21 protein-coding genes and 1 pseudogene are annotated in these 19,329 nt (G+C 73.0%); 15 read left to right on the forward strand and 7 right to left on the reverse strand.

The genetic code is table 11. The features are described 5' to 3' along the window. Window positions 1-63: 63 nt before the first annotated feature. Together obgE and KBX63_RS17490 are read left to right on the forward strand one after the other, a co-directional pair. On the forward strand, window positions 64-1,536 hold the full coding sequence (gene obgE, locus KBX63_RS17485; RefSeq protein ID WP_210912301.1) for a GTPase ObgE: 1,473 nt from the start codon (window positions 64-66) through the stop codon (window positions 1,534-1,536). Window positions 1,537-1,606: 70 nt separating this feature from the next. Then, window positions 1,607-2,056: a GNAT family N-acetyltransferase gene (locus tag KBX63_RS17490; protein ID WP_210912302.1), complete on the forward strand. Its 450-nt coding sequence runs from the start codon at window positions 1,607-1,609 to the stop codon at window positions 2,054-2,056. Between the two features lie 28 nt (window positions 2,057-2,084). On the opposite strand, the gene KBX63_RS17495 is transcribed toward KBX63_RS17490, so the two are convergent. Then, window positions 2,085-2,744 (reverse strand): DUF6766 family protein, encoded by a 660-nt coding sequence (locus KBX63_RS17495; RefSeq protein WP_210912303.1) that lies wholly within the window; start codon window positions 2,742-2,744, stop codon window positions 2,085-2,087. A gap of 72 nt (window positions 2,745-2,816) precedes the next feature. Next, the gene (locus KBX63_RS17500; protein ID WP_210912304.1) at window positions 2,817-3,308 is read right to left on the reverse strand and encodes a DUF4383 domain-containing protein; all 492 of its coding nucleotides are present in this window, start codon (window positions 3,306-3,308) and stop codon (window positions 2,817-2,819) included. A 229-nt stretch (window positions 3,309-3,537) separates the two neighbouring features. Here KBX63_RS17500 and KBX63_RS17505 point away from each other — a divergent pair, with 229 nt between their 5' ends. The 3 genes from KBX63_RS17505 to KBX63_RS17515 are packed head-to-tail and all read left to right on the forward strand — an operon-like array spanning window position 3,538 to window position 5,481. Continuing rightward, window positions 3,538-4,335 (forward strand): hypothetical protein, encoded by a 798-nt coding sequence (locus KBX63_RS17505; RefSeq protein WP_210912305.1) that lies wholly within the window; start codon window positions 3,538-3,540, stop codon window positions 4,333-4,335. Window positions 4,336-4,366: 31 nt separating this feature from the next. Further along, the gene (locus KBX63_RS17510; RefSeq protein WP_210912306.1) at window positions 4,367-4,834 is read left to right on the forward strand and encodes a phage holin family protein; all 468 of its coding nucleotides are present in this window, start codon (window positions 4,367-4,369) and stop codon (window positions 4,832-4,834) included. Then, window positions 4,831-5,481: a DUF3618 domain-containing protein gene (locus tag KBX63_RS17515; RefSeq protein WP_210912307.1), complete on the forward strand. Its 651-nt coding sequence runs from the start codon at window positions 4,831-4,833 to the stop codon at window positions 5,479-5,481. Before KBX63_RS17510 ends, KBX63_RS17515 begins: the two co-directional genes overlap by 4 nt. Window positions 5,482-5,543: 62 nt before the next feature. Here the strand turns inward: KBX63_RS17515 and KBX63_RS17520 are convergent, their stop codons facing one another. Together KBX63_RS17520 and KBX63_RS17525 are read right to left on the reverse strand one after the other, a co-directional pair. Further along, a complete protein-coding gene (locus KBX63_RS17520; protein ID WP_307871744.1) occupies window positions 5,544-6,620 on the reverse strand; it encodes a glycosyltransferase in 1,077 nt (358 codons plus the stop codon). Between the two features lie 342 nt (window positions 6,621-6,962). After that, entirely contained in the window at window positions 6,963-8,210 is a 1,248-nt protein-coding gene (locus KBX63_RS17525) for a cytochrome P450 (RefSeq protein ID WP_210912308.1), read from the reverse strand. 262 nt (window positions 8,211-8,472) lie between these two features. Between KBX63_RS17525 and KBX63_RS17530 the strand changes: the two genes are divergently transcribed. Continuing rightward, complete coding sequence (locus KBX63_RS17530) at window positions 8,473-8,880, forward strand: hypothetical protein (protein ID WP_210912309.1); 408 nt, start codon at window positions 8,473-8,475, stop codon at window positions 8,878-8,880. 109 nt (window positions 8,881-8,989) lie between these two features. On the opposite strand, the gene KBX63_RS17535 is transcribed toward KBX63_RS17530, so the two are convergent. Continuing rightward, window positions 8,990-9,208, reverse strand: a complete 219-nt coding sequence (locus tag KBX63_RS17535) for a DUF397 domain-containing protein (RefSeq protein ID WP_210912310.1) — start codon at window positions 9,206-9,208, stop codon at window positions 8,990-8,992. A gap of 69 nt (window positions 9,209-9,277) precedes the next feature. Between KBX63_RS17535 and pepN the strand changes: the two genes are divergently transcribed. Next, window positions 9,278-11,794 carry an aminopeptidase N gene (gene pepN / locus KBX63_RS17540; protein ID WP_210912311.1) on the forward strand — a complete coding sequence of 839 codons (2,517 nt, stop codon included), beginning with the start codon at window positions 9,278-9,280 and terminating at the stop codon, window positions 11,792-11,794. Between the two features lie 45 nt (window positions 11,795-11,839). Here the strand turns inward: pepN and KBX63_RS17545 are convergent, their stop codons facing one another. After that, window positions 11,840-13,054, reverse strand: a complete 1,215-nt coding sequence (locus KBX63_RS17545) for an FAD-dependent monooxygenase (RefSeq protein WP_210912312.1) — start codon at window positions 13,052-13,054, stop codon at window positions 11,840-11,842. Window positions 13,055-13,214: 160 nt separating this feature from the next. Beyond that, window positions 13,215-13,877, reverse strand: coding sequence for a PadR family transcriptional regulator (locus KBX63_RS17550; protein WP_210912313.1), 663 nt, complete (start codon window positions 13,875-13,877; stop codon window positions 13,215-13,217). A gap of 287 nt (window positions 13,878-14,164) precedes the next feature. Between KBX63_RS17550 and nadD the strand changes: the two genes are divergently transcribed. The 8 genes and pseudogenes from nadD (at window position 14,165) to KBX63_RS17590 (ending at window position 19,298) form a co-directional block, all read left to right on the forward strand. After that, window positions 14,165-14,761, forward strand: a complete 597-nt coding sequence (gene nadD / locus KBX63_RS17555; RefSeq protein WP_210912314.1) for a nicotinate-nucleotide adenylyltransferase — start codon at window positions 14,165-14,167, stop codon at window positions 14,759-14,761. A gap of 110 nt (window positions 14,762-14,871) precedes the next feature. Next, the gene (gene rsfS / locus KBX63_RS17560) at window positions 14,872-15,279 is read left to right on the forward strand and encodes a ribosome silencing factor (RefSeq protein WP_089019415.1); all 408 of its coding nucleotides are present in this window, start codon (window positions 14,872-14,874) and stop codon (window positions 15,277-15,279) included. Continuing rightward, window positions 15,276-15,905 carry a histidine phosphatase family protein gene (locus KBX63_RS17565; protein WP_210912315.1) on the forward strand — a complete coding sequence of 210 codons (630 nt, stop codon included), beginning with the start codon at window positions 15,276-15,278 and terminating at the stop codon, window positions 15,903-15,905. The genes rsfS and KBX63_RS17565 overlap by 4 nt, the downstream gene beginning before the upstream one ends. Before the next feature lie 86 nt (window positions 15,906-15,991). Continuing rightward, window positions 15,992-16,846 (forward strand): DegV family protein, encoded by an 855-nt coding sequence (locus KBX63_RS17570; protein WP_210912316.1) that lies wholly within the window; start codon window positions 15,992-15,994, stop codon window positions 16,844-16,846. Between the two features lie 4 nt (window positions 16,847-16,850). Next, window positions 16,851-17,624, forward strand: coding sequence for an SDR family NAD(P)-dependent oxidoreductase (locus KBX63_RS17575; protein WP_210912317.1), 774 nt, complete (start codon window positions 16,851-16,853; stop codon window positions 17,622-17,624). Window positions 17,625-17,744: 120 nt separating this feature from the next. Beyond that, entirely contained in the window at window positions 17,745-18,128 is a 384-nt protein-coding gene (locus KBX63_RS17580; RefSeq protein WP_210912318.1) for a nuclear transport factor 2 family protein, read from the forward strand. After that, window positions 18,112-18,245, forward strand: a pseudogene (locus KBX63_RS17585) (DUF397 domain-containing protein). Before KBX63_RS17580 ends, KBX63_RS17585 begins: the two are co-directional and overlap by 17 nt. Before the next feature lie 207 nt (window positions 18,246-18,452). Next, entirely contained in the window at window positions 18,453-19,298 is an 846-nt protein-coding gene (locus KBX63_RS17590) for a ComEA family DNA-binding protein (RefSeq protein WP_210912319.1), read from the forward strand. Window positions 19,299-19,329: the final 31 nt, after the last annotated feature.

A 19,329-nucleotide genomic window follows, 5' to 3' on the forward strand; every position in this document is an offset into this window, starting at 1 on the left:
GGTCCCGGCCCGCTTCGCTTTTTTCGCAGTGCGGGGTCGGACCTCGCTGGAAGGATTGACGTCGTGGCGACGTTCGTTGACCGGGTCGTTCTGCATCTGCAGGCCGGCGATGGCGGGCACGGTTGTGCCTCGATCCACCGCGAGAAGTTCAAGCCCTTCGGTGGGCCGGACGGCGGCAACGGCGGGCACGGCGGCAGCGTGTCCCTGGTGGTCGACCCGCAGGTGACCACGCTGCTCGACTTCCACTTCCGCCCGCACGTCAAGGCCGACAGCGGCAAGGGTGGCGCGGGGTCGAACCGGGACGGGGCCAACGGCCATGACCTGGTGCTCAAGGTGCCCAACGGCACCGTGGTGCAGACCCTCGACGGCACCGTGCTGGCCGACATGGTCGGCGCCGGCACCACCTTCGAGGTGGCCCGCGGCGGGCGGGGCGGGCGGGGTAACGCCTCGCTGGCCAACGCCAAGCGCAAGGCTCCCGGTTTCGCCGAGCTGGGTGAGCCCGGCGACCATCTGGACGTGGTGCTGGAGCTCAAGAGTGTCGCCGACGTGGGCCTGGTGGGCTTCCCGTCGGCCGGCAAGTCGTCGCTGATCTCGGTGATCTCCGCCGCCAAGCCCAAGATCGCCGACTACCCGTTCACCACGCTGGTGCCCAACCTCGGCGTGGTCCGGTTGGACAACCACACCTTCACCGTCGCCGACGTGCCGGGCCTGATCCCGGGCGCGGCCACCGGCAAGGGGTTGGGTCTGGAGTTCCTGCGGCACATCGAGCGCTGCGCCGTGCTGGTGCACGTCATCGACTCGGCGACGCTGGAGCCGGGCCGCGACCCGGTCGCCGACATCGAGACCATCGAGGCCGAGCTGAACGAGTACGGCGGGCTGGCCGACCGGCCGCGCCTGGTGGCCGTGAACAAGGTCGACGTGCCCGACGGCCGCGACCTCGCCGAGATCGTGCGCCCCGACCTGGAGGAGCGCGGCTACCGGGTGTTCGAGGTCTCCGCGGCCACTCGGGAGGGGCTCAAGGAGCTCACCTACGCGATGGCCGAGCTGGTGGACGCGCAGCGCAAGGCCGCGCCGCCGGCCGAGCCGACCCGGATCGTGATCCGGCCGACGGCCGTGGACGACGAGGGCTTCACGATCACGGCCGAGACCGACGGCTCGTTCACCGTCCGGGGTGTCCGGCCGGAGCGGTGGGTCAAGCAGACCAACTTCGACAACGACGAGGCGGTCGGCTACCTGGCCGACCGGCTGGCCCGGCTCGGGGTGGAGGACAAGCTGGCCAAGGCTGGCGCGCAGCCCGGCGACCTGGTCCGGATCGGTGAGCGCGAGTTCGACTGGCAGCCGACGCTCTACGCCGGCGTGGAGTTCACGCCCGGCAACCGGGGCACCGATGTCCGGCTGGAGGCGCGGTCGAACCGTGCGCGTGCGGCGGAACGGCTCGCCGCCCGCAAGGCTCGCCGGGTGCGCTCGGGGGACGAGGTGGGTGCCGACGCGTCCGACGACATCGTCGACATCGACGACGAGGACGACGCCGAATAGCCCGATGCGCTCCGCGATCGGGTTGATTGCCGGAAACCTCCGCGAAATCCACCCCGCCTAACGTGGGGTGATGCTGATCGAGTCTCGGCCCGCCACCGATCCGGAGATCGCCGCCCTGGTCATCGCGCAGCAGCGTGAGCTGCGCGAGGCAAATGGCGGGTTGGACGGGCAGGTCACCGTCACCCATGACGACATCCGCTACCTCGCGGTGGTGGTGAACGGCCGGGCGGTCGCCTGCGGTGGGCTCCAGTCGATCGACGCCGCGACCGGCGAGGTCAAGCGGATGTACGTCCGGCCGGCGTACCGGGGTCGGGCCATCGCCCGCCAACTGCTGGCCGCGCTGGAGGAGCTGGCGTTCCGGCAGGGGCACTCGGTGGTCTGCCTGGAGACCGGCACCTACCTGCCGGCCGCGATCGGGCTCTACTCCTCGTGCGGCTACGACCGGATCCCAGTCTACGGCGAGTACGTGCACAACCCGTACAGCGTCTGTTTCGCCAAGCGGCTGCCGGTCGCGGCCTGACGACCCTCGCCGCCGGCGGTACCGGCGCTCAAGCGCCGGTGCTGGCGTGCTCGACGGTGACCGGCTTCGACTCCGGCGAGGCGTGCTGGCGCAGGAAGATGCTCAGCACGATCAGGGCGCCGACCGCGAGGAACTCGCTCTGCCAGTTCTGCATGGACTGGAACCAGAAGTCGCTGGTGCCGAGGAAGTCCCACACCCCGATCGGCGGCGCTCCGCTCTGCAACGCCTGCTCCTGGTTGTACGCGGCGGTGCCGCCGAGCAGGTGGCCGACGAACGAGCCGAGGAAGATCAGCAGCAGCGCGATGGAGAGGCTGTTGCGGTAGACGACCAGGGGCAGGCCGCCGACGCGCGCCGGCCAGGGCGACTGCGGGGTGGCCCGGCGCTCGTCGTCCTCCGGCCGGTCGGTCTGGTCCACCGGCTTCGACTCGGCCGAACCCCGCTGCACCAGGTGCGCGGTGAGCAGCACGTACCCGCCCATCTGGAGGAACTCCGACTCCCAGTTCTCGAAGACGGCCTCCGCGAAGTGCCCACTGGTCAGGTAGGCCGGCCAGCTCAGCGGCGCCGCGCCGAACTCGGTCAGCTCCTCGTTGTGGGTCTGCCAGCCGAAGACGCTCTGCAACACCAGGAAGACCAGAAACGCGCCGAGCATGGCGACGGTCAGCGCGTTGTCGCGTAGCCAACGGGGCATGTCACACCTCTTTCGCGAATCGCCCCCGGCATACCCACCGCGGGATGACCGCCAAACCGGTGCAGCGCCAGTTCAGGGTCGGTCGCTCGGCGTGTCGAGGCGTCCGCCGGTGCCGACCTGGTTGGAGAGCAGCAGCCCGAGCGCGAGCATGCCGAAGCCGAGCGCGAGGTGCAGCCAGTTGTCGGCGCCGTTGACGGGCAGGATGTTCGCCCCGCCGTCCTCGTTGATGGCCTCGATCGCCAGGCCGTACAGCCAGAGGGCGAGGTAGATCGCACCGCCTCCGGCCAGGAAGAGCCGGGCGCCCGCGATGCTGCGGGCCAGCACCAGGCCGACCAGCCCGGACAGCAGGTGTACGGCGTTGTGCAGGATCGAGATCTGGAACAGCCCGAGCAGCCGGGCATCCGAGTGGGGTCCGGCGAACCGGATCTCCCCGTAGTCGGTGGTGATGCCGGGGATGTAGCCGAGGATGCCGATCAGCAGGAAGACCCCGGCCACGATCAGCGCGGCCACCTGCACCCGGGGCCGAGGGCCGGTTGGTCGGCCACCTCGCGCGCCTCGTGCCATCGCTGCCCCCTCCGTGGATCTGCCGGCCCCGCGAACCTCGCTGTCCGCGGCGGCGACGTGACGCAGCCCGACGATCCTCCATTTTGAAGTCGATCGGTCGGCCGCGCAGAGAAATGCACGAAGAGGTATGGAAGCCGGAACGCAGGGTAGGTGAATCGTCAGCGGCCGCGGCAGCGCGGCCGCATCCCCCCAGCACAACCGCGACGACTTTCCGAGCGGAAGGGAAATCATGACTTACGATCTGTCACCCACGTCTTCCACGTACGGGCAGGAGTCGACCAACGGCGGAGGCGTCCGCGAAGAGGCCCGCCAGGTCGGATCGGAGGCCGCGCACGCCGGCGGCGCGGTCGCGCAGACCGCCAGGGAGCAGGGCACCGAGGTCGGCCGTGAGGCGGCCCGGCAGGCCCGCAACCTCTACGGCGAGGCGCGCAACCAGCTCGCCAGCCAGACCGGCGAGCAGCAGCGCCGCGCGGCCGGCGGGCTGCGTTCGCTCGCCGACGAGATGCGCTCGATGGCCGAGCAGGGTGGCCAGGCCGGCCCGGTGAGCGAGCTGACCCGTCAGGCCGCCGACCGGGTGCACGGCGTGGCCGGCTGGCTCGAGGAGCGCGAGCCCGGCGACCTGATCACCGAGGTACGCGACTACGCGCGGCGCAACCCGGGCACCTTCCTGGTCGGCGCGGCGGTGCTCGGCGTGCTGGCCGGCCGCGTGACCCGCGGCATCTCCGCCGCCGGCGACGACTCCGGCAACGGCTCGGCGAGCTACCGGGGCGCCGGGGCGTACGACCCGGAGCAGACCGCCGTGATTCCGACGCCGCCGCCGGCGCCCCGCGCGGTGCCGGACGCCGTGCCGCCGGGTGGCTACCTCGACCCGACCCCCGGCATGTACGCCGACCCGACCCCCGGCACGTACGCCCAGCCGACCTCCGGCGGGTACGCCGAGCCGACCCGCACCGGTCAGCCGCTGCCGCCGGTGAGCCAGACCGACCCGCTGCCGGGCGTGCCCTCCAGCGGCAACACCCGCCCGTGAGCCACCGAGTCATCCGAAGGGAGGTGACGGCATGACCATGCCGACGCAGGGGTCCGGACCGGACTCCGGTTACCACCCCGACGCGGGTGCCCCGCACACCGCGGCGGAGGTGAAGGGCAGCTCACTAGGTGAGCTGATGCGCCAGGTCACCAGTGACCTGTCGACGCTGATGCGCCAGGAGGTCGAGCTGGCCAAGGCCGAGATCCGCCAGGAGGGCAGGAAGGCCGGCAAGGCCGCCGGGCTCTTCGGCGGCGCCGGCTTCGGCGGCTACATGGTGGCGCTCTTCCTGTCGCTGGCCCTCTGGGCCGGACTGTCCAACGTGATGGACGCCGGCTGGGCCGCGTTGATCGTCGCCGTCATCTGGGCCGCGATCGCCGGGGTCCTCTACTCCATGGCCAAGAAGAACGCCCAGCACGTACGCGGCCTCAAGCAGACCAACGACAGCGTGCAGCGGATCCCCGACGCGCTCAAGCCCCACCCGGAGGGAGTCACCCGATGAGCACCGATCCCGACCAGATCCGCCGGGAGATCGAAGCAACCCGTAACAACCTGAGCTCCGACGTGGACGCCCTGGCGTACAAGGTCAGCCCCAGCCGCATCGTCGACGACCGTAAGCAGCGGGCCCGTTCCGCGCTGCAGAATGTGAGGGACAAGGTCATGGGAACCGCGTCTGACCTCGGCCACGGCACCGGCCACGCCGCCCACTCGGTGGGCGACCGCGCCTCGTCGGCGGCCTCCAGCGTCAGCGACGCCGCGCACTCGGCGGCCTCCGGCGTCAGCGACGCCGCCCACAGCGCGCCGCGGGTGATCCGGCAGAAGTCCGAGGGCAACCCGCTGGCCGCCGGCCTGATCGCGTTCGGCGTCGGCTGGCTCGCCTCGTCGCTGATCCCGGCCAGCCGCCGGGAACAGCAGGCCGCGACCCAGATCAAGGAGAAGGCCAGCGAGCACAGCGGGGCGGTGAAGGAGAAGCTGGGCGAGGTGGCCAGCGAGCTCAAGGAGGAGCTGCGCGAGCCGGCCCAGCACGCCGCCGAGTCGGTGAAGTCCACCGCCCAGGGCGCCGTGGACAACGTCAAGGACGACACGAAGTCGGCCGCGCAGGACGTCAAAGACCAGACCCAGCAGTCCCGCCAGCAGGTCAGCCCCTGACCCCCATCCCGTACCACCCCGACAGCTCGCGGCCACCTCGGTGTCCGCGAGCTGTCGCGTTGTCAGTGGGACCGCAGCGCGCGGGTCGAGTGGGCGGCCCGGCGCAGGCGGGTGTCGCCGTAGCGGACCCCTCCGAGCAGAAACCGCTGACCGACCGCGAGCCAGCCGCACACGCCGCGTTCCAGCAGCCAGAGCGGGGCCGCCAGCGCGGTGCTCGGCGGGAAGACCGTGCCACCCCCGGCGCGGCGGCGCCCCAGCTCGGCCAGGGCGACGGTGGCGGCCGCCGCGCCGAGCAGCAGCCCGGGCCGGCGGGCCGCGACCGCCGCGGCCAGCGCCGGCAGGACCGCGAGTGAGGTCAGCAGGCGCGCCGGCTGGGCCAGATCGTCGTACGCCTGGCGGACCCGTTGGCCGCGGAAGTGCGCGGCGTCCGGCGGCAGTCGGCGGACGTACAGCCAGGCCGGCGCGGCCTCCGTGCCGCCGTACGCCCGCACGGTGCGGATCAGCTCCAGGTTCTCGAAGAGCACGTCCGGGTCGTACCCGCCCATGCCGAGGAAGGTGCTGCGGCGCACCGCCAGGGTGCCCGGGTAGTCCGCTCCGACCGCCCTGTTGAGCAGCGTCCGACCGGTGTCCCACCAGGCGTGCCAGGGCAGCGGGGCGAAGTAGTTCTGCGGCCGGACCAGATCCACCCGGCCGAGCAGCCGGTGCACCGCGCGCAGCCTGGCCTCGTCGTACCGGACGTCGTCGTCGGCGATCACCACGTGTTCGTGGCCGGCTGCGCGGACGCCGGTGAGCACCCCGGTCACCTTGCCGTTCAGCCCGCGCAGGGTGGGGTCGGGTGGGAGGTGCCGGCGGACCAGCCCGCGCCACGCCGCGGCGTGGCGGGCGTAGACGTCCGGTGGGGAGCCGTCGACCAGGATCACCTCGACGCGGCCGCCCAGCCAGCGCAGGTAGTCGGTCAGCTCGGCCAGGCCGGTGTCGACGGTCCAGCGCAGCGGCAGCACGTACGCCATCGGCAGTGGGGGTGGCGCCGTACCGTCCCGGCCACCGTCGGGGTCACCTCCGGCGCGCGGATTGCGCGGGGCCTCGCCGAGGCGCGGGTCGTCGGGTGGTCCGCCCGCCCGGCGGGTCGGCGCGCTCACGCCGCCACCGGCCGGCGCTGTGGCGGCAGATGGCCGCCTCGGTGCACGGGCCGGCCGTACTGGCTCGTGTCGAAGGGCAACGGTGCCTCCCGGACAGGCGGTGGACGGCCGCCGGGTGGGCGGCCGCGCAGCACGTGCCCGCGATCCGGCCGATCAAACCGGTACGTCGTTTCGACCGCCCGAGTTCGGGTAGCGCCGCCGGTCCGCCAGGCGATCATGGCCTGCCGCAAGGGCTGCACGGTGAGCTGTTCGAGAAGAAGCAGGACGGCTGTCTCCGCAGCGTCCCGCACCCCTGACCGCCCCCGCCCCGCTGGTCATCAGCACGGTCGGCGGGGCGGTGCGTCAGGCGGTGCGGCGGATGTTGGTGAGGGTGAAGCCGGTGGGAGGTAGTGCGGGCATCCGGCGCAGGTCCAGGGCCAGGTCCTGTGGCGGGACCTCGTAGCGCATGGCGCTGGTCAGGTTGGTGACCGCCCGTTTCATCAGGTCGATGGTGATCCACTCGCCGACGCAGCGGTGCCCGGTCCAGTGGTCGCCGCCGCCCTGTGGGATCAGCTGGAACGCGTCCACGGGACGGCCGGCGAACCGCTCCGGGCGGAACAGCTCCGGCTCGGGCCAGAGCGCGGGGTGATGGTTGGTGCCGTACAGGTCGAGGAGCACCCGCCGCCCTCGCGGGAAGTGGTGGCCGTGCCAGTCGAAGGAGCGCCGGACCTGGGCCGCGGCGGCCGGGAAGAACGGGTAGTACCGGCGTACCTCCTGGACGAACTGCTCGGTGGCCTCGTCGTCGTCGCGGACCCGTTGCCGCCAGGCGGGGTGGTCGTGCAGGGCGAGCGCGGCGAAGACGATGAAGCGGTCCACGGCGACCGTCGGCCGCAGCACGTTGAGCAGTTCGACCGCGGCGATCCGCCGGGGGAGCAGCATGCCCCGCGCGTCCCGGTGCTCGGCGATCGCCTTCAGCGCGCTGCCGGCGGGAGCCAGGGAAACGCCGATCCGTGTCCGCTCGATGAGGTCGGCGATCCAGCGTTCGGCCCGGCGGCGGGCGAGCAGGCCGCGCCAGTGCCGGGGGCCGACCATCGCCGGGCCTTCGATCATGGCGTGCAGATCGACGGTACGGCGGTCGACCTGTGACGCGGCCAGCGGCACCCCGGCCCAGGCACAGACCACCCGGGTCAGCAGCCGGCCCAGCTCGTCGTAGAGCGTCACCGGCGCGGCGCCTTCCCAGGCCGGAATCCGGGCCTGCCACTCGTCGTCGAAGAGCTGGCCGAGCTGCCGGATGGCGGCCGGCGTCATGATCGACATGAGCATCGCCTTGCGGTCCCGGTGCTCCGGCCCGTCCAGCCCCTGCACGCCGCCCCGGCCGGTCAGTGTCCGCTGTACCCGCAGCGGCATCGCCTCCCGCCGCTGGAAGCGCTCGGTGTCGTAGAACAGCGTCGCCGCCGGCCGACCGCGCAGGCAGATGGTCGGGGCCAGCAGGATCCGGGCCTGGAAGATGTCGCTGCCGTACCGGTCGCAGCGCTCGCCGATGAACCGGTAGCCGGCACGGAGGAACGCGAGCGTGCTGTCCGGGCTGCGGTCGGCCGGCATGGTCGCCATCGGGTCTCCTCACGTGCGGGTGCCGGCCGGTCTGCCCGGCCGGGTGCGTCTACCCAGGTGGGGGCTCCTGAATCCACCGCCGGCATCGGTCGCGCGCCGGCCGGCGGTGCGCCGCGGCCACCGGATCGGCGTCCGCTGGCCCCTCCCACCGGCGCGGGAACCTGGTTGAGTTTCCGGTGAGTGGCCGGCGGTGACGAGGGCCGCGGCGGCTGGGGCCGGTGTTGCGGCCGGGCCGCGACAAGGGATCACGGGGGAGGGCGGGATGCGGGACAACAGATCGCCGCACTGGCGGCAACGGCGGGCGGCCGGAGGTCTCGGCGCGGGCCGGAGTCGGGACGCGGGGGCGCTGATCGGGCCGCCCCGGCGGCCCACCCGGCCGCACCGGTTCTTCACGGTGCACCTGGGCTTCACGGCGGCCGGCCTGGCCGACGCCCGCGAGCTGGCGGTGGCGTACGCGGAGGCGCTGAGCCTGCTCCGCCCGGAGCTGGCGCTCGGCGCGGCGGCCCTGTCGCCGGCCGATGCCTGGCACCGGGCCGAGCGGCTGTTCTGCGGAGCGGTCGGCCCGGACGGCGAGCGCTGCGTCGACGTGGCCGAGCATCCCGGCTTCCACCACGCCCCGGGCCCCGGCGGCCTGGGCTGGGGCGACGGCGACGGCCCCGCCGATGGCTGACGGCCCGCCCGCGGCCGTCCCCGAGTCGGCGATGTGGGGGTGTCGCGTGCATCGGCACACCCCCACCATCGCCGCTCTGGCACCGGCACGGGGCTGGCGTGGGCGGCGGTCAGTCCAGGTCGAACTCGCCGTCCTGCGCGCCGGCGACGAACGCGTCCCACTCGGCCTGGGTGAAGACCAGCACCGGCCCCTCCGGCTCGGAGGAGTTGCGCATCCCGATCAGGTCGTCGACGAACGCGACCTCGACGGCGCTGTCGGAGGTGTCCCCGTCGGCCCGCTGCCAGACCGCCCGAGAGAGGTCGAAGTCGCCCTTGGGGTGCTGCGCCATTGTTCTTTCCTCCAGTGCCGAGGGTCGTGTGGTGACCGCGTGCGGATCCCCATCGGGCAGGATAAGCGGATGCCGAGCCTGACCCGTGTAGAGGCGACCGCGCGTGGCGCGGCGATTACTGTCGAGTCCTATCAGGTGGACCTCGACCTGACCGGTGGCGGCGAGCTGTTCCGCTCCCGCGTCGAGATCCGGTTCCGGGCGACCCCCGGCACCGCGACATTCGCCGAGGTCAAGCCCGCCACACTGCTGGCGGTACGCCTCAACGACCGCGACGTCGACCCCGCCGTGTTGACCGACAACCGGCTCCCGCTGACCGACCTTCAGGCGGAGAACACCCTGGTCGTCGAGGCGGAGATGGCGTACTCCAACACCGGGGAGGGCATGCACCGCTTCGTCGACCCGGCCGACGGCGAGACCTACCTCTACGCGGTGACCTTCCTCGACAACGTGCAGCGCATCTTCGCGGCGTTCGACCAGCCCGACCTCAAGGCCCCGTTCACCCTCGCGGTCACCGCTCCGCCGCAGTGGACGGTCGCCAGCAACGCCGAGGTAACTGCCAACCCGGCTCCCGGGCGCTGGGAGTTCGCCCCGACCGCGCCGCTGGCCACCTACTTCTTCTCGCTGATCGCCGGGCCGTACCACGTCCGGCGGGCCGAGCACGACGGCGTGCCGCTGGGCATCTACTGCCGCCGGTCGCTCGCCGAGCACCTGGATGCCGACGCCGAGGAGATCCTCACCGTCACCCGGCAGTGCCTGGACCGGTTCCACCAGCTCTTCACCGAGCGCTACCCGTTCGGCAAGTACGACCAGGCGTTCGTCCCCGAGTTCAACGGCGGCGCGATGGAAAACCCGGGCATCGTCACCTTCCGCGACGACTACGTGTTCCGCTCGGCGGTCACCGACACCCAGCGGGAGCTGCGGGCCACCACCATCGCCCACGAGATGGCGCACATGTGGTTCGGCGACCTGGTCACCATGCGCTGGTGGGACGACCTGTGGCTGAACGAGTCCTTCGCGGAGTACCTGGGCACCCGGGTCACCGCCGAGGCGACCCGCTTCGATCAGGCGTGGACCACCTTCGCCATGCGCCGCAAGGCCTGGGGTTACGCCGCCGACCAGCGCCCCTCCACCCACCCGGTCGCCCCAACGGAGGTGGCCGACGCCGACGAGGGCCTGCTCAACTTCGACGGCATTTCGTACGCCAAGGGCGCCAGCGTGCTGCGGCAGTTGGTCGCGTGGCTCGGTGACGAGGCGTTCCTCGCCGGCCTGAACGCGCACTTCGCCGCGCACCGCTTCGGCAACGCCACCCTCGCCGACCTGCTGGCCAGCCTCTCCGCCGCCAGCGGCCGCGACCTGTCCGGCTGGGCTGAGCTGTGGTTGCGCCAGGCGCAGGTCAACACGCTGCGCGTCGAGGCCGCCGTCGACGCCGACGGCCGCTACACCGAGGTGGCCGTGGTGCAGACCGCGCCTGAGTCGCACCCCGTGCTGCGCCCGCACCGGATCGGTGTGGGCCGCTACTTGGCGAACGGCACGGTGGAGCGCGACGAGGTGGACCTCGACCCGGCCACCGACGGCGGGCGGACCGTGCTCGGCGAGCTGACCGGCGTCCCGGCGTCCCGGCTGCTGCTGCCCAACGACGGCGATCTCACCTTCGCCAAGGTCCGTCTCGACCCGGCGTCGGCGGACGCCGTACCGCTGGTGCTGCCCGGGCTGGCCGACCCACTGGCGCGGGCGGTGCTCTGGAGCGAGGCACTGGACGCAGCGACCGACGGCGAGCGGCCGGTGGCGGGCCTGGTCGACCTCATGGTCGCCGCGCTGCCGGCCGAGACCGAGGTGATCATCGCGGAGGACGTGCTCACCCTCAGCCGGTCACTGGTCGACCGCTACCTCGACCCGCTGACCCGGTCCGCCGCGTTGGCCCGGGTCGCCGGGGCGTGCCGGCAGTTGCTCGACGGCGCGCCAGCGGGGGAGTCGTTGCAGCTCGCCGCCACTCGGGGCTGGACCGCCGCGACCACCGACGCCGACCTGCTCACCGGCTGGCTCGCCGGGCGCGACGTGCCGGCCGGCCTGAAGGTCGACGCCGAGCTGCGCTGGGCGGTGCTGCGTCGGCTGGTGGTGCTGAGCGCGGCCGGCGAGGCGGAGATCGCCGCCGAGGCGGCGGCCGACCCCAGCGCCACCGGTGCCGAGCGGGCGGCCCGCTGCCGTGCCGCCCTGCCCGACCCGGCCGCGAAGCAGGCGGCGTGGGAGATCATCGTGCGGGACACCGGGCTGTCCAGCCGGCTGCTGGAGGCGACCGCCGAGGGTTTCTGGCAACCCGAACAGGGCGAGCTGACCGCGGCGTACGTCGACCGGTACTTCGCGGACATGCCGGCCACCGCGCGGCGGCGTACCGCCTGGACTGCCGACCGGGTGGCCGCCCTGGCGTTCCCCCGCTACGCCGTGGCACAGCCGACCCGGGAGGCGGCCGCGGCACTGCTGGCCCGCGACGACCTGACTCCCGGCCTGCGTCGGGTGATCACCGACGCCGACGACGACCTGCGCCGCGCGCTGGTCGCCCGGACGGCGGTGGCCGCCGCGGCGGCCTGAGACCGGCGGGCGCGGGGTGGCTGGCGGGCCACCCCGCGCCCCGGCTCAGCGCAGCGCCGGCTCCGTCGTGACCGGGGCGTCCCAGTCGATGACGTAGCGCTGCTCGGCGGCGACCGTCTTCTCCGGGTCCATCGCGGTGCGCGTCAGCAGCGGCATCAGCAGCGGCATCAGCGCCCGGGCGACCGGCCCCGGCGCCTTGGCCTGGTTGATCCGCGCCGCTCGGGCGGCGACCTTCTCCACCCGCGCGCGCCGCAGTCGCTCGAACGCCGTGAACGCCGACGCCACGTCCGGCAGGTCACGCAGGCAGCGGGCGAGTTGCACCGCGCTCTCGATCGCCAGCGACGCGCCCTGACCGGAGCTGTTCGACGGCGCGTGCGCCGCATCGCCGACCAGCACCATCCGCCCCCGGTGCCAGTGCGGCACGGGCGGCATGATCTGCAACGAGCCGACGACCTGGAGCTCGTCGGCGCTGCTGGTCGCCATCAACTCCCGGCCCGGATCGTCGTCGCCGTAGCTGGTACGCAGCGTGTCCAGCCACTGCGCCGCCGGCACCGCGCGGGCCTCGACCAGGCTCAACGGCCGCTGGTGGGGCAGGTTGGCCCCCCAGCGGGTGCCGCCGCCGGGCTCCGGCCAGTAGAGGTAGTAGCCGCGTCGCCCGAACGCGAAGGTCATCGTGCCCGGCTCGGCGTCCACCTCGTGTCGGGCCACCGCCTCGAAACCGAGCAGCCCAGTGAACCGCGGGCCGGGCGCGGCCGGGTCGATGAGATTGCGGACCGTCGAGCGGATGCCGTCGGCACCGACCAGGACGTCGGCGGTGGCGCTGCTGCCGTCCTCGAAGCGGGCGGTCACGCCGTTCTCCGTCTGCTCGGCGGCGACCAACCGCCTGCCGTACGCGAACGGGACGCCCTCGGCGACCGCCCGGTCGTGCAGCACCCGGTGCAGCTCGGCCCGGTGCACCACCCGCAGCGGCGGCACCCCGGCCAGTGTGGGCAGGTCGATGCGGCGGCGGCCGACGGCCATCGCGGTGCGCTCGATCGGGTTGGCGATCGCCGTCACCGCACCGTCCGCGCCCACCGTGCGCAGGGCCGCCACCCCGTTGGGCGCGAGCGCGAGGGTGCCGCCGATGCCGCCGGCCCCGCTGGCGGTGGCGGGGTACGCCTCGTGGACGGTGGCGGTGATGCCGGCGCGGCGCAGCGCGAGCGCCGTCACCGGACCGGCGATGCCGCCGCCGATGACGATCGCGGTTCGTACCGTGGTCATGCTCTCTCCCTGGGTGTCGTCGGTCGGTGCGTGTGCGAACCGACCTGGGAGGGAGCGCGGTTATCCTCGTGGTTGCCGCTTCGGGCCGGGCGCCTTCCCAGGTGTCGGTTCGAGGTAGGGGCTCCGGCGGGGTGTTGGCGCACCCCGCCGGAGCCGTCCGTCAGTCGGGGGTGTCAGGGTCGGGGGTGCTGGTCCTCTCCGCCAGCGCGGTCAGCTCCGCCGGCATCTCGCCGGTCTCGTGGAAGGCCCGCCAGGTGTCCAGCCCCGGGTAGTCGCCCGAGGTCAGCTCGGCGAGCAGGGCCCGCAGCCAGGCCGCCTCGGCGGCGCGCATGGCCAGGTCGTACTCGGACTCGACCAGGAACAGCCGCGGGATCTCCCGCAGGTGCGCGTCGAGCGTCGAGCGGCCCTGGCGGATCGCGTCGTCCAGCAGGTCGAGCCGCTGCCGCAGCAGGTCGGTGGCCTCGTCGGGATGCAGCGCGGCGAGCACGGACAGGCCGGCCCGGAAGCGGGGATGCTCCGGCATCGGGGTGGAGACCAGCTCGCGGGCCCAGTCGACCAGCTCCGCCCGCCCCGCGTCGGTGATCCGGTAGACGGTGCGTTCCGGCCGTCGCCCGTCGCGGACGCTCTCCACGGCCTCGATCATGTCGTGTCTGTCCATGTTGCGGATCACCGTGTAGAAGGACCCCCACTTGAACTCCATGTCCTGGTCCTTGCCCCAGGCACGCAGTGCGGTGGCGATCTCGTACGGGTGCATCGGCCGCTGGACCAGGGCGGACAGCACGGCCAGCGCCAGCAGGTTGCCGACCTTGCGCCGCTTCGGCACGACACCCTCCCTCCCTCGTCCCCGATTACTCGTCCACGAGTATAGGCGTGCCGGCGTCGTGCCGCGACCCCGCTTGACGGGTGTGCCGGCCTGCCGGCATGTCTGTCTTTCGGCGGTCATACCTGGGAGTCATATCTATGACTCCCAGGTATAACCGTGCAAAGCGTGATGCCCGGCGGGCCGACGCCTCTGTTTTCCGCCCGTTCAGAGTCGGGTCGACTGGTCACCGCCGTTGTCCGCCGCCGGGCCGGGACGGTCCGCCACGACGCCCGGCCTACGATCACGGGGTGGAGGAAGACATCCGGCGGATCGGGATCATGGGTGGCACCTTCGACCCGATCCACCACGGGCACCTCGTCGCGGCCAGCGAGGTGGCCGACCGCTTCGGCCTGGACGAGGTGGTCTTCGTCCCGACCGGGCAGCCGTGGCAGAAGGCCGACGAGCCGGTCAGCCCCGCCGAGGACCGGTACCTGATGACGGTCATCGCCACCGCCTCCAACCCCCGGTTCCAGGTCAGCCGGGTCGACATCGACCGGAACGGGCCGACCTACACCGTCGACACGCTGCGCGACCTCCAGGCCGAGTACGGCCCGAAGGTGCAGCTGTTCTTCATCACCGGCGCGGACGCGCTGCAACGCATCCTGTCGTGGAAGGACCTGGACGAGATCTTCGAGCTGGCCCACTTCATCGGGGTGACCCGGCCCGGCTTCCAGCTCACCGACAAGCACCTGCCGGCGGACACCGTCAGCCTGATCCAGGTGCCGGCGATGTCCATCTCCTCGACCGACTGCCGTGCGCGGGTGGCCCGGGGCGAGCCGGTCTGGTATCTGGTGCCCGATGGTGTGGTGCAGTACATCGCCAAACGGAACCTGTATCAGCGCTGACAACGCCCGGTTCACCCCCATTCATGCGGCTAATCGACCAGAACTGACAAGTCGGGGTGCCGCCGGGTATGAGACGCTTGGAGGATCGCACGGTTGATCGAAGGAGAACGGTGACAGTTTCCGAACGCGCTCACGAGCTGGCGATCGCCGCCGCCCAGGCCGCCGCCGACAAGAAGGCGCAGGACATCACCATCATCGACGTCGGCGACCAGCTCGCCATCACCGACGCGTTCCTGCTCGCCGCCGCCCCCAACGAGCGTCAGGTGCTGGCCATCGTCGACGCCATCGAGGAGCGCCTGCTGGAGCTGCCGGAGAAGGCCAAGCCGGTGCGGCGCGAGGGTGAGCGTGGCGGCCGCTGGGTGCTGCTCGACTACGTCGACATCGTGGTGCACGTCCAGCACACCGAGGAGCGCGAGTTCTACGCGCTCGACCGGCTCTGGAAGGACTGCCCCACGATCCCGTTCGTCGACCGTGACCTGGTCGAGGCCGACGCCAGCGGGTCCGCTACGGCCGAATGACCCGGCTGATCATCTGGCGGCACGGCAACACCGACTGGAACGCCGCCAACCGCGTCCAGGGGCAGACCGACGTACCCCTCAACGAGCTGGGCCGCGACCAGGCCCGCGACGCCGCCCCGCTGCTCGCGTCGCTGCGTCCCGACGCCATCGTGTCCAGCGACCTGAGCCGCGCCGCGGAGACCGCCGCCGCGCTGGCCGCGCTGACCGGCCTGCCGGTCCGCACCGACGCCCGGCTGCGCGAGCGCCACTTCGGGCAGTGGCAGGGCCTGCACCTCACCGAGGTCGCCGAGCGTTTCCCCGAGGAGTACGCCCGCTGGCGGTCCGGCGACCCGGCTCCCGGCGCGGACCTTGAGCCCCTGCCCGACCTGGGCCAGCGGGTCGCCGCCGCGTTGCAGGAGGCGGCCGACGCGGCACCCGGCGGCACCGTGGTGACCGCCACCCACGGTGGCGGCTCCCGGCAGGGCGTCGGTCACCTGCTCGGCTGGGATGCCGGCGTGCTGCGCAGCATCGGCTCGCTGGCCAACTGCCACTGGACCGAACTGCGGCACGACGACGTCCGGGGCTGGCAGCTGCGGGCGCACAACGTCGGCCTGATCACCGTCCCGGCCGTCGTCGACGCCGTCTGAACGCCGTCCCGTCCCGACCGGCCCCCGCTGCCTGGCGCGCGCCGGCGCCTCGGCGTTCATCGCCCCGATCGACTAGCGTGCCGGGCATGCCCGTCGCGGTCGTCACCGACTCCACCGCCTACCTTCCACCCGACCTGGTGCAGGCGCACCGGCTGACCGTCGTGCCGTTGACCGTCGTGCTCAACGGTGCGGAGGGACTGGAGGGGGTGGAGACCCAGCCCGCCGACGCCACCCTGGCGCTGAGCGGCCGGCGGGTCACGGCCAGCACCTCCCGGCCGGCGCCCGAGCAGTTCGCCCAGACGTACCGCCGGCTGCTCGACGCGGGCGCCGACGGGGTCATCTCGGTGCACCTCTCCGCCGGCCTGTCCGGCACGGTCGAGGCGGCGCGGCTCGCCGCCGCCGACCTGGGCGGCCGGGTCGAGGTCGTGGACAGCCGCTCAGCCGGCATGGGGCTCGGTTTCCCGGCCATCGCGGCCGCCACCGCCGCCGAGGCCGGCGCCGACCTGTCCGGTGTACGCGACGCGGCGCTCGCCGCCGTCGCCCGGACCACCGTCTGGTTCTACGTCGACACGCTGGAGTTCCTCCGCCGGGGCGGCCGGATCAACGCCGCCGAGGCGCTCCTGGGCACCGCCCTGTCGGTCAAGCCGATCATGCACATGCCGGACGGGGCGATCGTGCTGCGGGAGAAGGTGCGCACCGCCAGCCGGGGAGTGGCCCGCCTGGTCGACCTGGCCGTCGAGGCGGCCGGGGACGACGAGGTGGACCTCGGGGTGCACCACCTGGCCGCGCCGCAACGGGCCGAGGCACTGCTCGCCGCGCTCACCGAGCGACTCGGCGACCGGCTGCACGACACGTACGTCTCCGAGGCGGGCGCCGTGGTCGCCGCGCACGCCGGCCCGGGGCTGGCCTGCGTCGTCGTCCACCGGAGACCGGGCGGCTGAGCCGGTGTCCACGTCGTGCGTGGTGACCGGGGGCGGCCGTGGCGTCGGCCGGGCCGTGGTGCAACGACTCGTGGCGACCGCTGCCACCGTCGTCGTGGTGGAGCGTGACGCCGACGCGGTGGACTGGCTGGCCGGGCACCCGGCCGCCGACCGGCTGGTCGCGGTCGTCGGCGACGCCGGCGACGAGGAGGTGGCTGAGCGCGCCGCCGAGCTGGCGGAGCGCTCCGGGCCACTGACCGGCTGGGTGAACAACGCCGCGGTGTTCCGGGACGCCGCGCTGCACTCGGCGTCGGCCGACACGGTGCTGGACCTGATCGGGCTGAACCTGCGCCCGGCCGTGGTGGGCGCCGCCGTGGCCGTCCGCCGGTTCCTGGCCGCCGGCTCAGGTGGGGCCATCGTGAACGTCTCGTCGCACCAGGCCCGCCGGCCGGTGTCGGGCGCCCTGCCGTACTCGACGGCGAAGGCGGCCGTGGAGGGGCTGACCCGGGCGCTGGCCGTCGAGTACGGGCGGCACGGCATCCGGGCCAACGCCGTCGCGCTCGGCTCGATCGCCACCGAGCGGCACGGCGACTTCCTGGCCGCCCAGGAGCCCACCCAGGCCGAGTGGATCGACGCCGAGCTGACCCGGCTGCACCCGGTGGGCCGGATCGGGACGGTCGACGAGGTGGCGGAGGCGGTCGCGTACCTGCTGTCGCCGGCGGCCAGCTTCATCAACGGGGTCACCCTGCCGGTGGACGGGGGGCGGGCCGTGCTCGGCCTCGACCCGGAGGCCCGCTGACTGCCGTCTGTCCAGCGTCAGGCGAGGTCGATGAGCCCGGGGAACATGAACGGCGTACGCCGTGGCCGCTCGTCGAGCAGATTATGTCCAAGTGAACAGCTGACTCGGAAGGAACAGATGATGAGCGACGACGTACGGGAGATCGGCGACCAGGCATATGACGCCCTGATCCAGGGGTTCCAGACCGGGTCGTGGGAGAACTTCTTCGGCCTGTTCGGCGCGGAGGTGGACCTGATTCTTCCGGCCCCGCAGACCGGCCACTTCACCGGGCCCGAAGGGCGGGAGAAGCTGGTCGCGTTCTTCAGTGCCTTCACCCCCGGCGCCAGCCGATTCGACAAGGTCGAGGTCATTCACAAGACCGTCGCCGAGGATCGCGTCGTCATCGAGGACTGGGCTCGGGGTGTCGTTTTCAACGAGCCCTACGCGGCCCGGCATTGCATTCACATCATGGTGCGGGACGGGAAGGCCGTCGGTTTCCACGAATACAATCGGTCGCTCGACTGAGAGCGGCAACAACGGTGGCTCGTGCGCCGAGGTCGCCGATAACCTCCCGGCGTCGTCCTCGTCCGCGACACCAAAGACCGCGACGGTGGAACGCCGACGTTCGGGCCGGCGGCCTGACAGAGCTTCTCGGCCCGCAACACGCACTGCTGTCGACCGCACAAGCCTCATCAACGGGGCCAGGGGCTGTGCCAGGCCTTGTTTCGGACGCCCGCTGACCCTTTAGCAGATCGGGGCATGATCAGGGTGTTGTCCACAGTGGCGTTGCTCGTCCACAGGGCCTCGCCACCGCGCCTCGCTGGCCATCCGCCGGCATAGCGTCGTGCCGTGTCGCACGACGAGGAGACAGAGGTACGCGAGCGCCTGCGCCGGCTGACGGATCCGCCGGTTGGCGTGCCACCGTTCCGGGCTGAAGCGCCGATCGAGCACGTACCTCTGGTTGGCGCGCTGCAGTCACGGGCCGGGCTGTCGCTCGCCGAGCCGGATGCGGGCGTGCCCCCAGCATCGGACGACCTCACATCCGACGGCCTTGCGGCCGTGCCGGGGTCGCGGCTGGCTGGGGCCGGGGCCTTCGACCCCGGGCGGCGTGGCGTGCGGGCCCTGGCGGTCGTCGCCGTCGTGGTGGTGCTGGCCGCTGCCGGTTGGGCCTGGCGGTCCCGGCCGCAGTCGGAGCCGGTCGCTCCGCTGGCCAGTGAGGCCGCGCCGGTCACTGCCGCGGGTGGCCCCAGCGCGTCCGGCGCGGCTGAGGTGGTGGTGGCGGTCGCCGGCAAGGTCCGCAAGCCCGGGTTGGTGCGGTTGCCGGCCGGGTCCCGGCTCGCCGACGCGGTGCAGGCGGCCGGCGGCGCCCTGCCCGGTGTCGACGTGGCGTTGCTCAACCCCGCCCGCAAGGTCACCGACGGGGAGTTGATCGTGGTCGGCGTGACGCCACCGCCGCCGGCCGGTGCCGCCGGACCGCCGGCAGGTGGAGTGCCGCCCGCCACCGGGCCACTGAACCTCAACACGGCCACGCTGGCCCAGCTCGACACGCTGCCGGGGGTCGGTCCGGTGCTCGCCCAGCGGATCCTCGCTCACCGCGACCAGCACGGCGGGTTCAAGTCCGTCGGTGACCTGCGCCAGGTCGACGGGATCGGTGACGCCCGCTACGAGCAGCTCAAGGACCTGGTGACGGTGTGAGCGGCCACCCCGTCGCCGGTGACCGGTCGCC

The organism is Micromonospora sp. U21 (genome assembly GCF_018070045.1).
Classification (GTDB): domain Bacteria; phylum Actinomycetota; class Actinomycetes; order Mycobacteriales; family Micromonosporaceae; genus Micromonospora.

Bases quoted from the DNA above. Each gene is read 5' to 3' on its own strand.
- KBX63_RS17490 (WP_210912302.1), top strand. From the start codon at position 1,607: ATGCTGATCGAGTCTCGGCCCGCCACCGATCCGGAGATCGCCGCCCTG.
- KBX63_RS17495 (WP_210912303.1), bottom strand. From the start codon at position 2,744: ATGCCCCGTTGGCTACGCGACAACGCGCTGACCGTCGCCATGCTCGGC.
- KBX63_RS17500 (WP_210912304.1), bottom strand. From the start codon at position 3,308: ATGGCACGAGGCGCGCGAGGTGGCCGACCAACCGGCCCTCGGCCCCGG.
- KBX63_RS17505 (WP_210912305.1), top strand. From the start codon at position 3,538: ATGACTTACGATCTGTCACCCACGTCTTCCACGTACGGGCAGGAGTCG.
- KBX63_RS17510 (WP_210912306.1), top strand. From the start codon at position 4,367: ATGACCATGCCGACGCAGGGGTCCGGACCGGACTCCGGTTACCACCCC.
- KBX63_RS17515 (WP_210912307.1), top strand. From the start codon at position 4,831: ATGAGCACCGATCCCGACCAGATCCGCCGGGAGATCGAAGCAACCCGT.
- KBX63_RS17525 (WP_210912308.1), bottom strand. From the start codon at position 8,210: ATGGCGACCATGCCGGCCGACCGCAGCCCGGACAGCACGCTCGCGTTC.
- KBX63_RS17530 (WP_210912309.1), top strand. From the start codon at position 8,473: ATGCGGGACAACAGATCGCCGCACTGGCGGCAACGGCGGGCGGCCGGA.
- KBX63_RS17535 (WP_210912310.1), bottom strand. From the start codon at position 9,208: ATGGCGCAGCACCCCAAGGGCGACTTCGACCTCTCTCGGGCGGTCTGG.
- pepN (WP_210912311.1), top strand. From the start codon at position 9,278: ATGCCGAGCCTGACCCGTGTAGAGGCGACCGCGCGTGGCGCGGCGATT.
- KBX63_RS17545 (WP_210912312.1), bottom strand. From the start codon at position 13,054: ATGACCACGGTACGAACCGCGATCGTCATCGGCGGCGGCATCGCCGGT.
- KBX63_RS17565 (WP_210912315.1), top strand. From the start codon at position 15,276: ATGACCCGGCTGATCATCTGGCGGCACGGCAACACCGACTGGAACGCC.
- KBX63_RS17570 (WP_210912316.1), top strand. From the start codon at position 15,992: ATGCCCGTCGCGGTCGTCACCGACTCCACCGCCTACCTTCCACCCGAC.
- KBX63_RS17580 (WP_210912318.1), top strand. From the start codon at position 17,745: ATGAGCGACGACGTACGGGAGATCGGCGACCAGGCATATGACGCCCTG.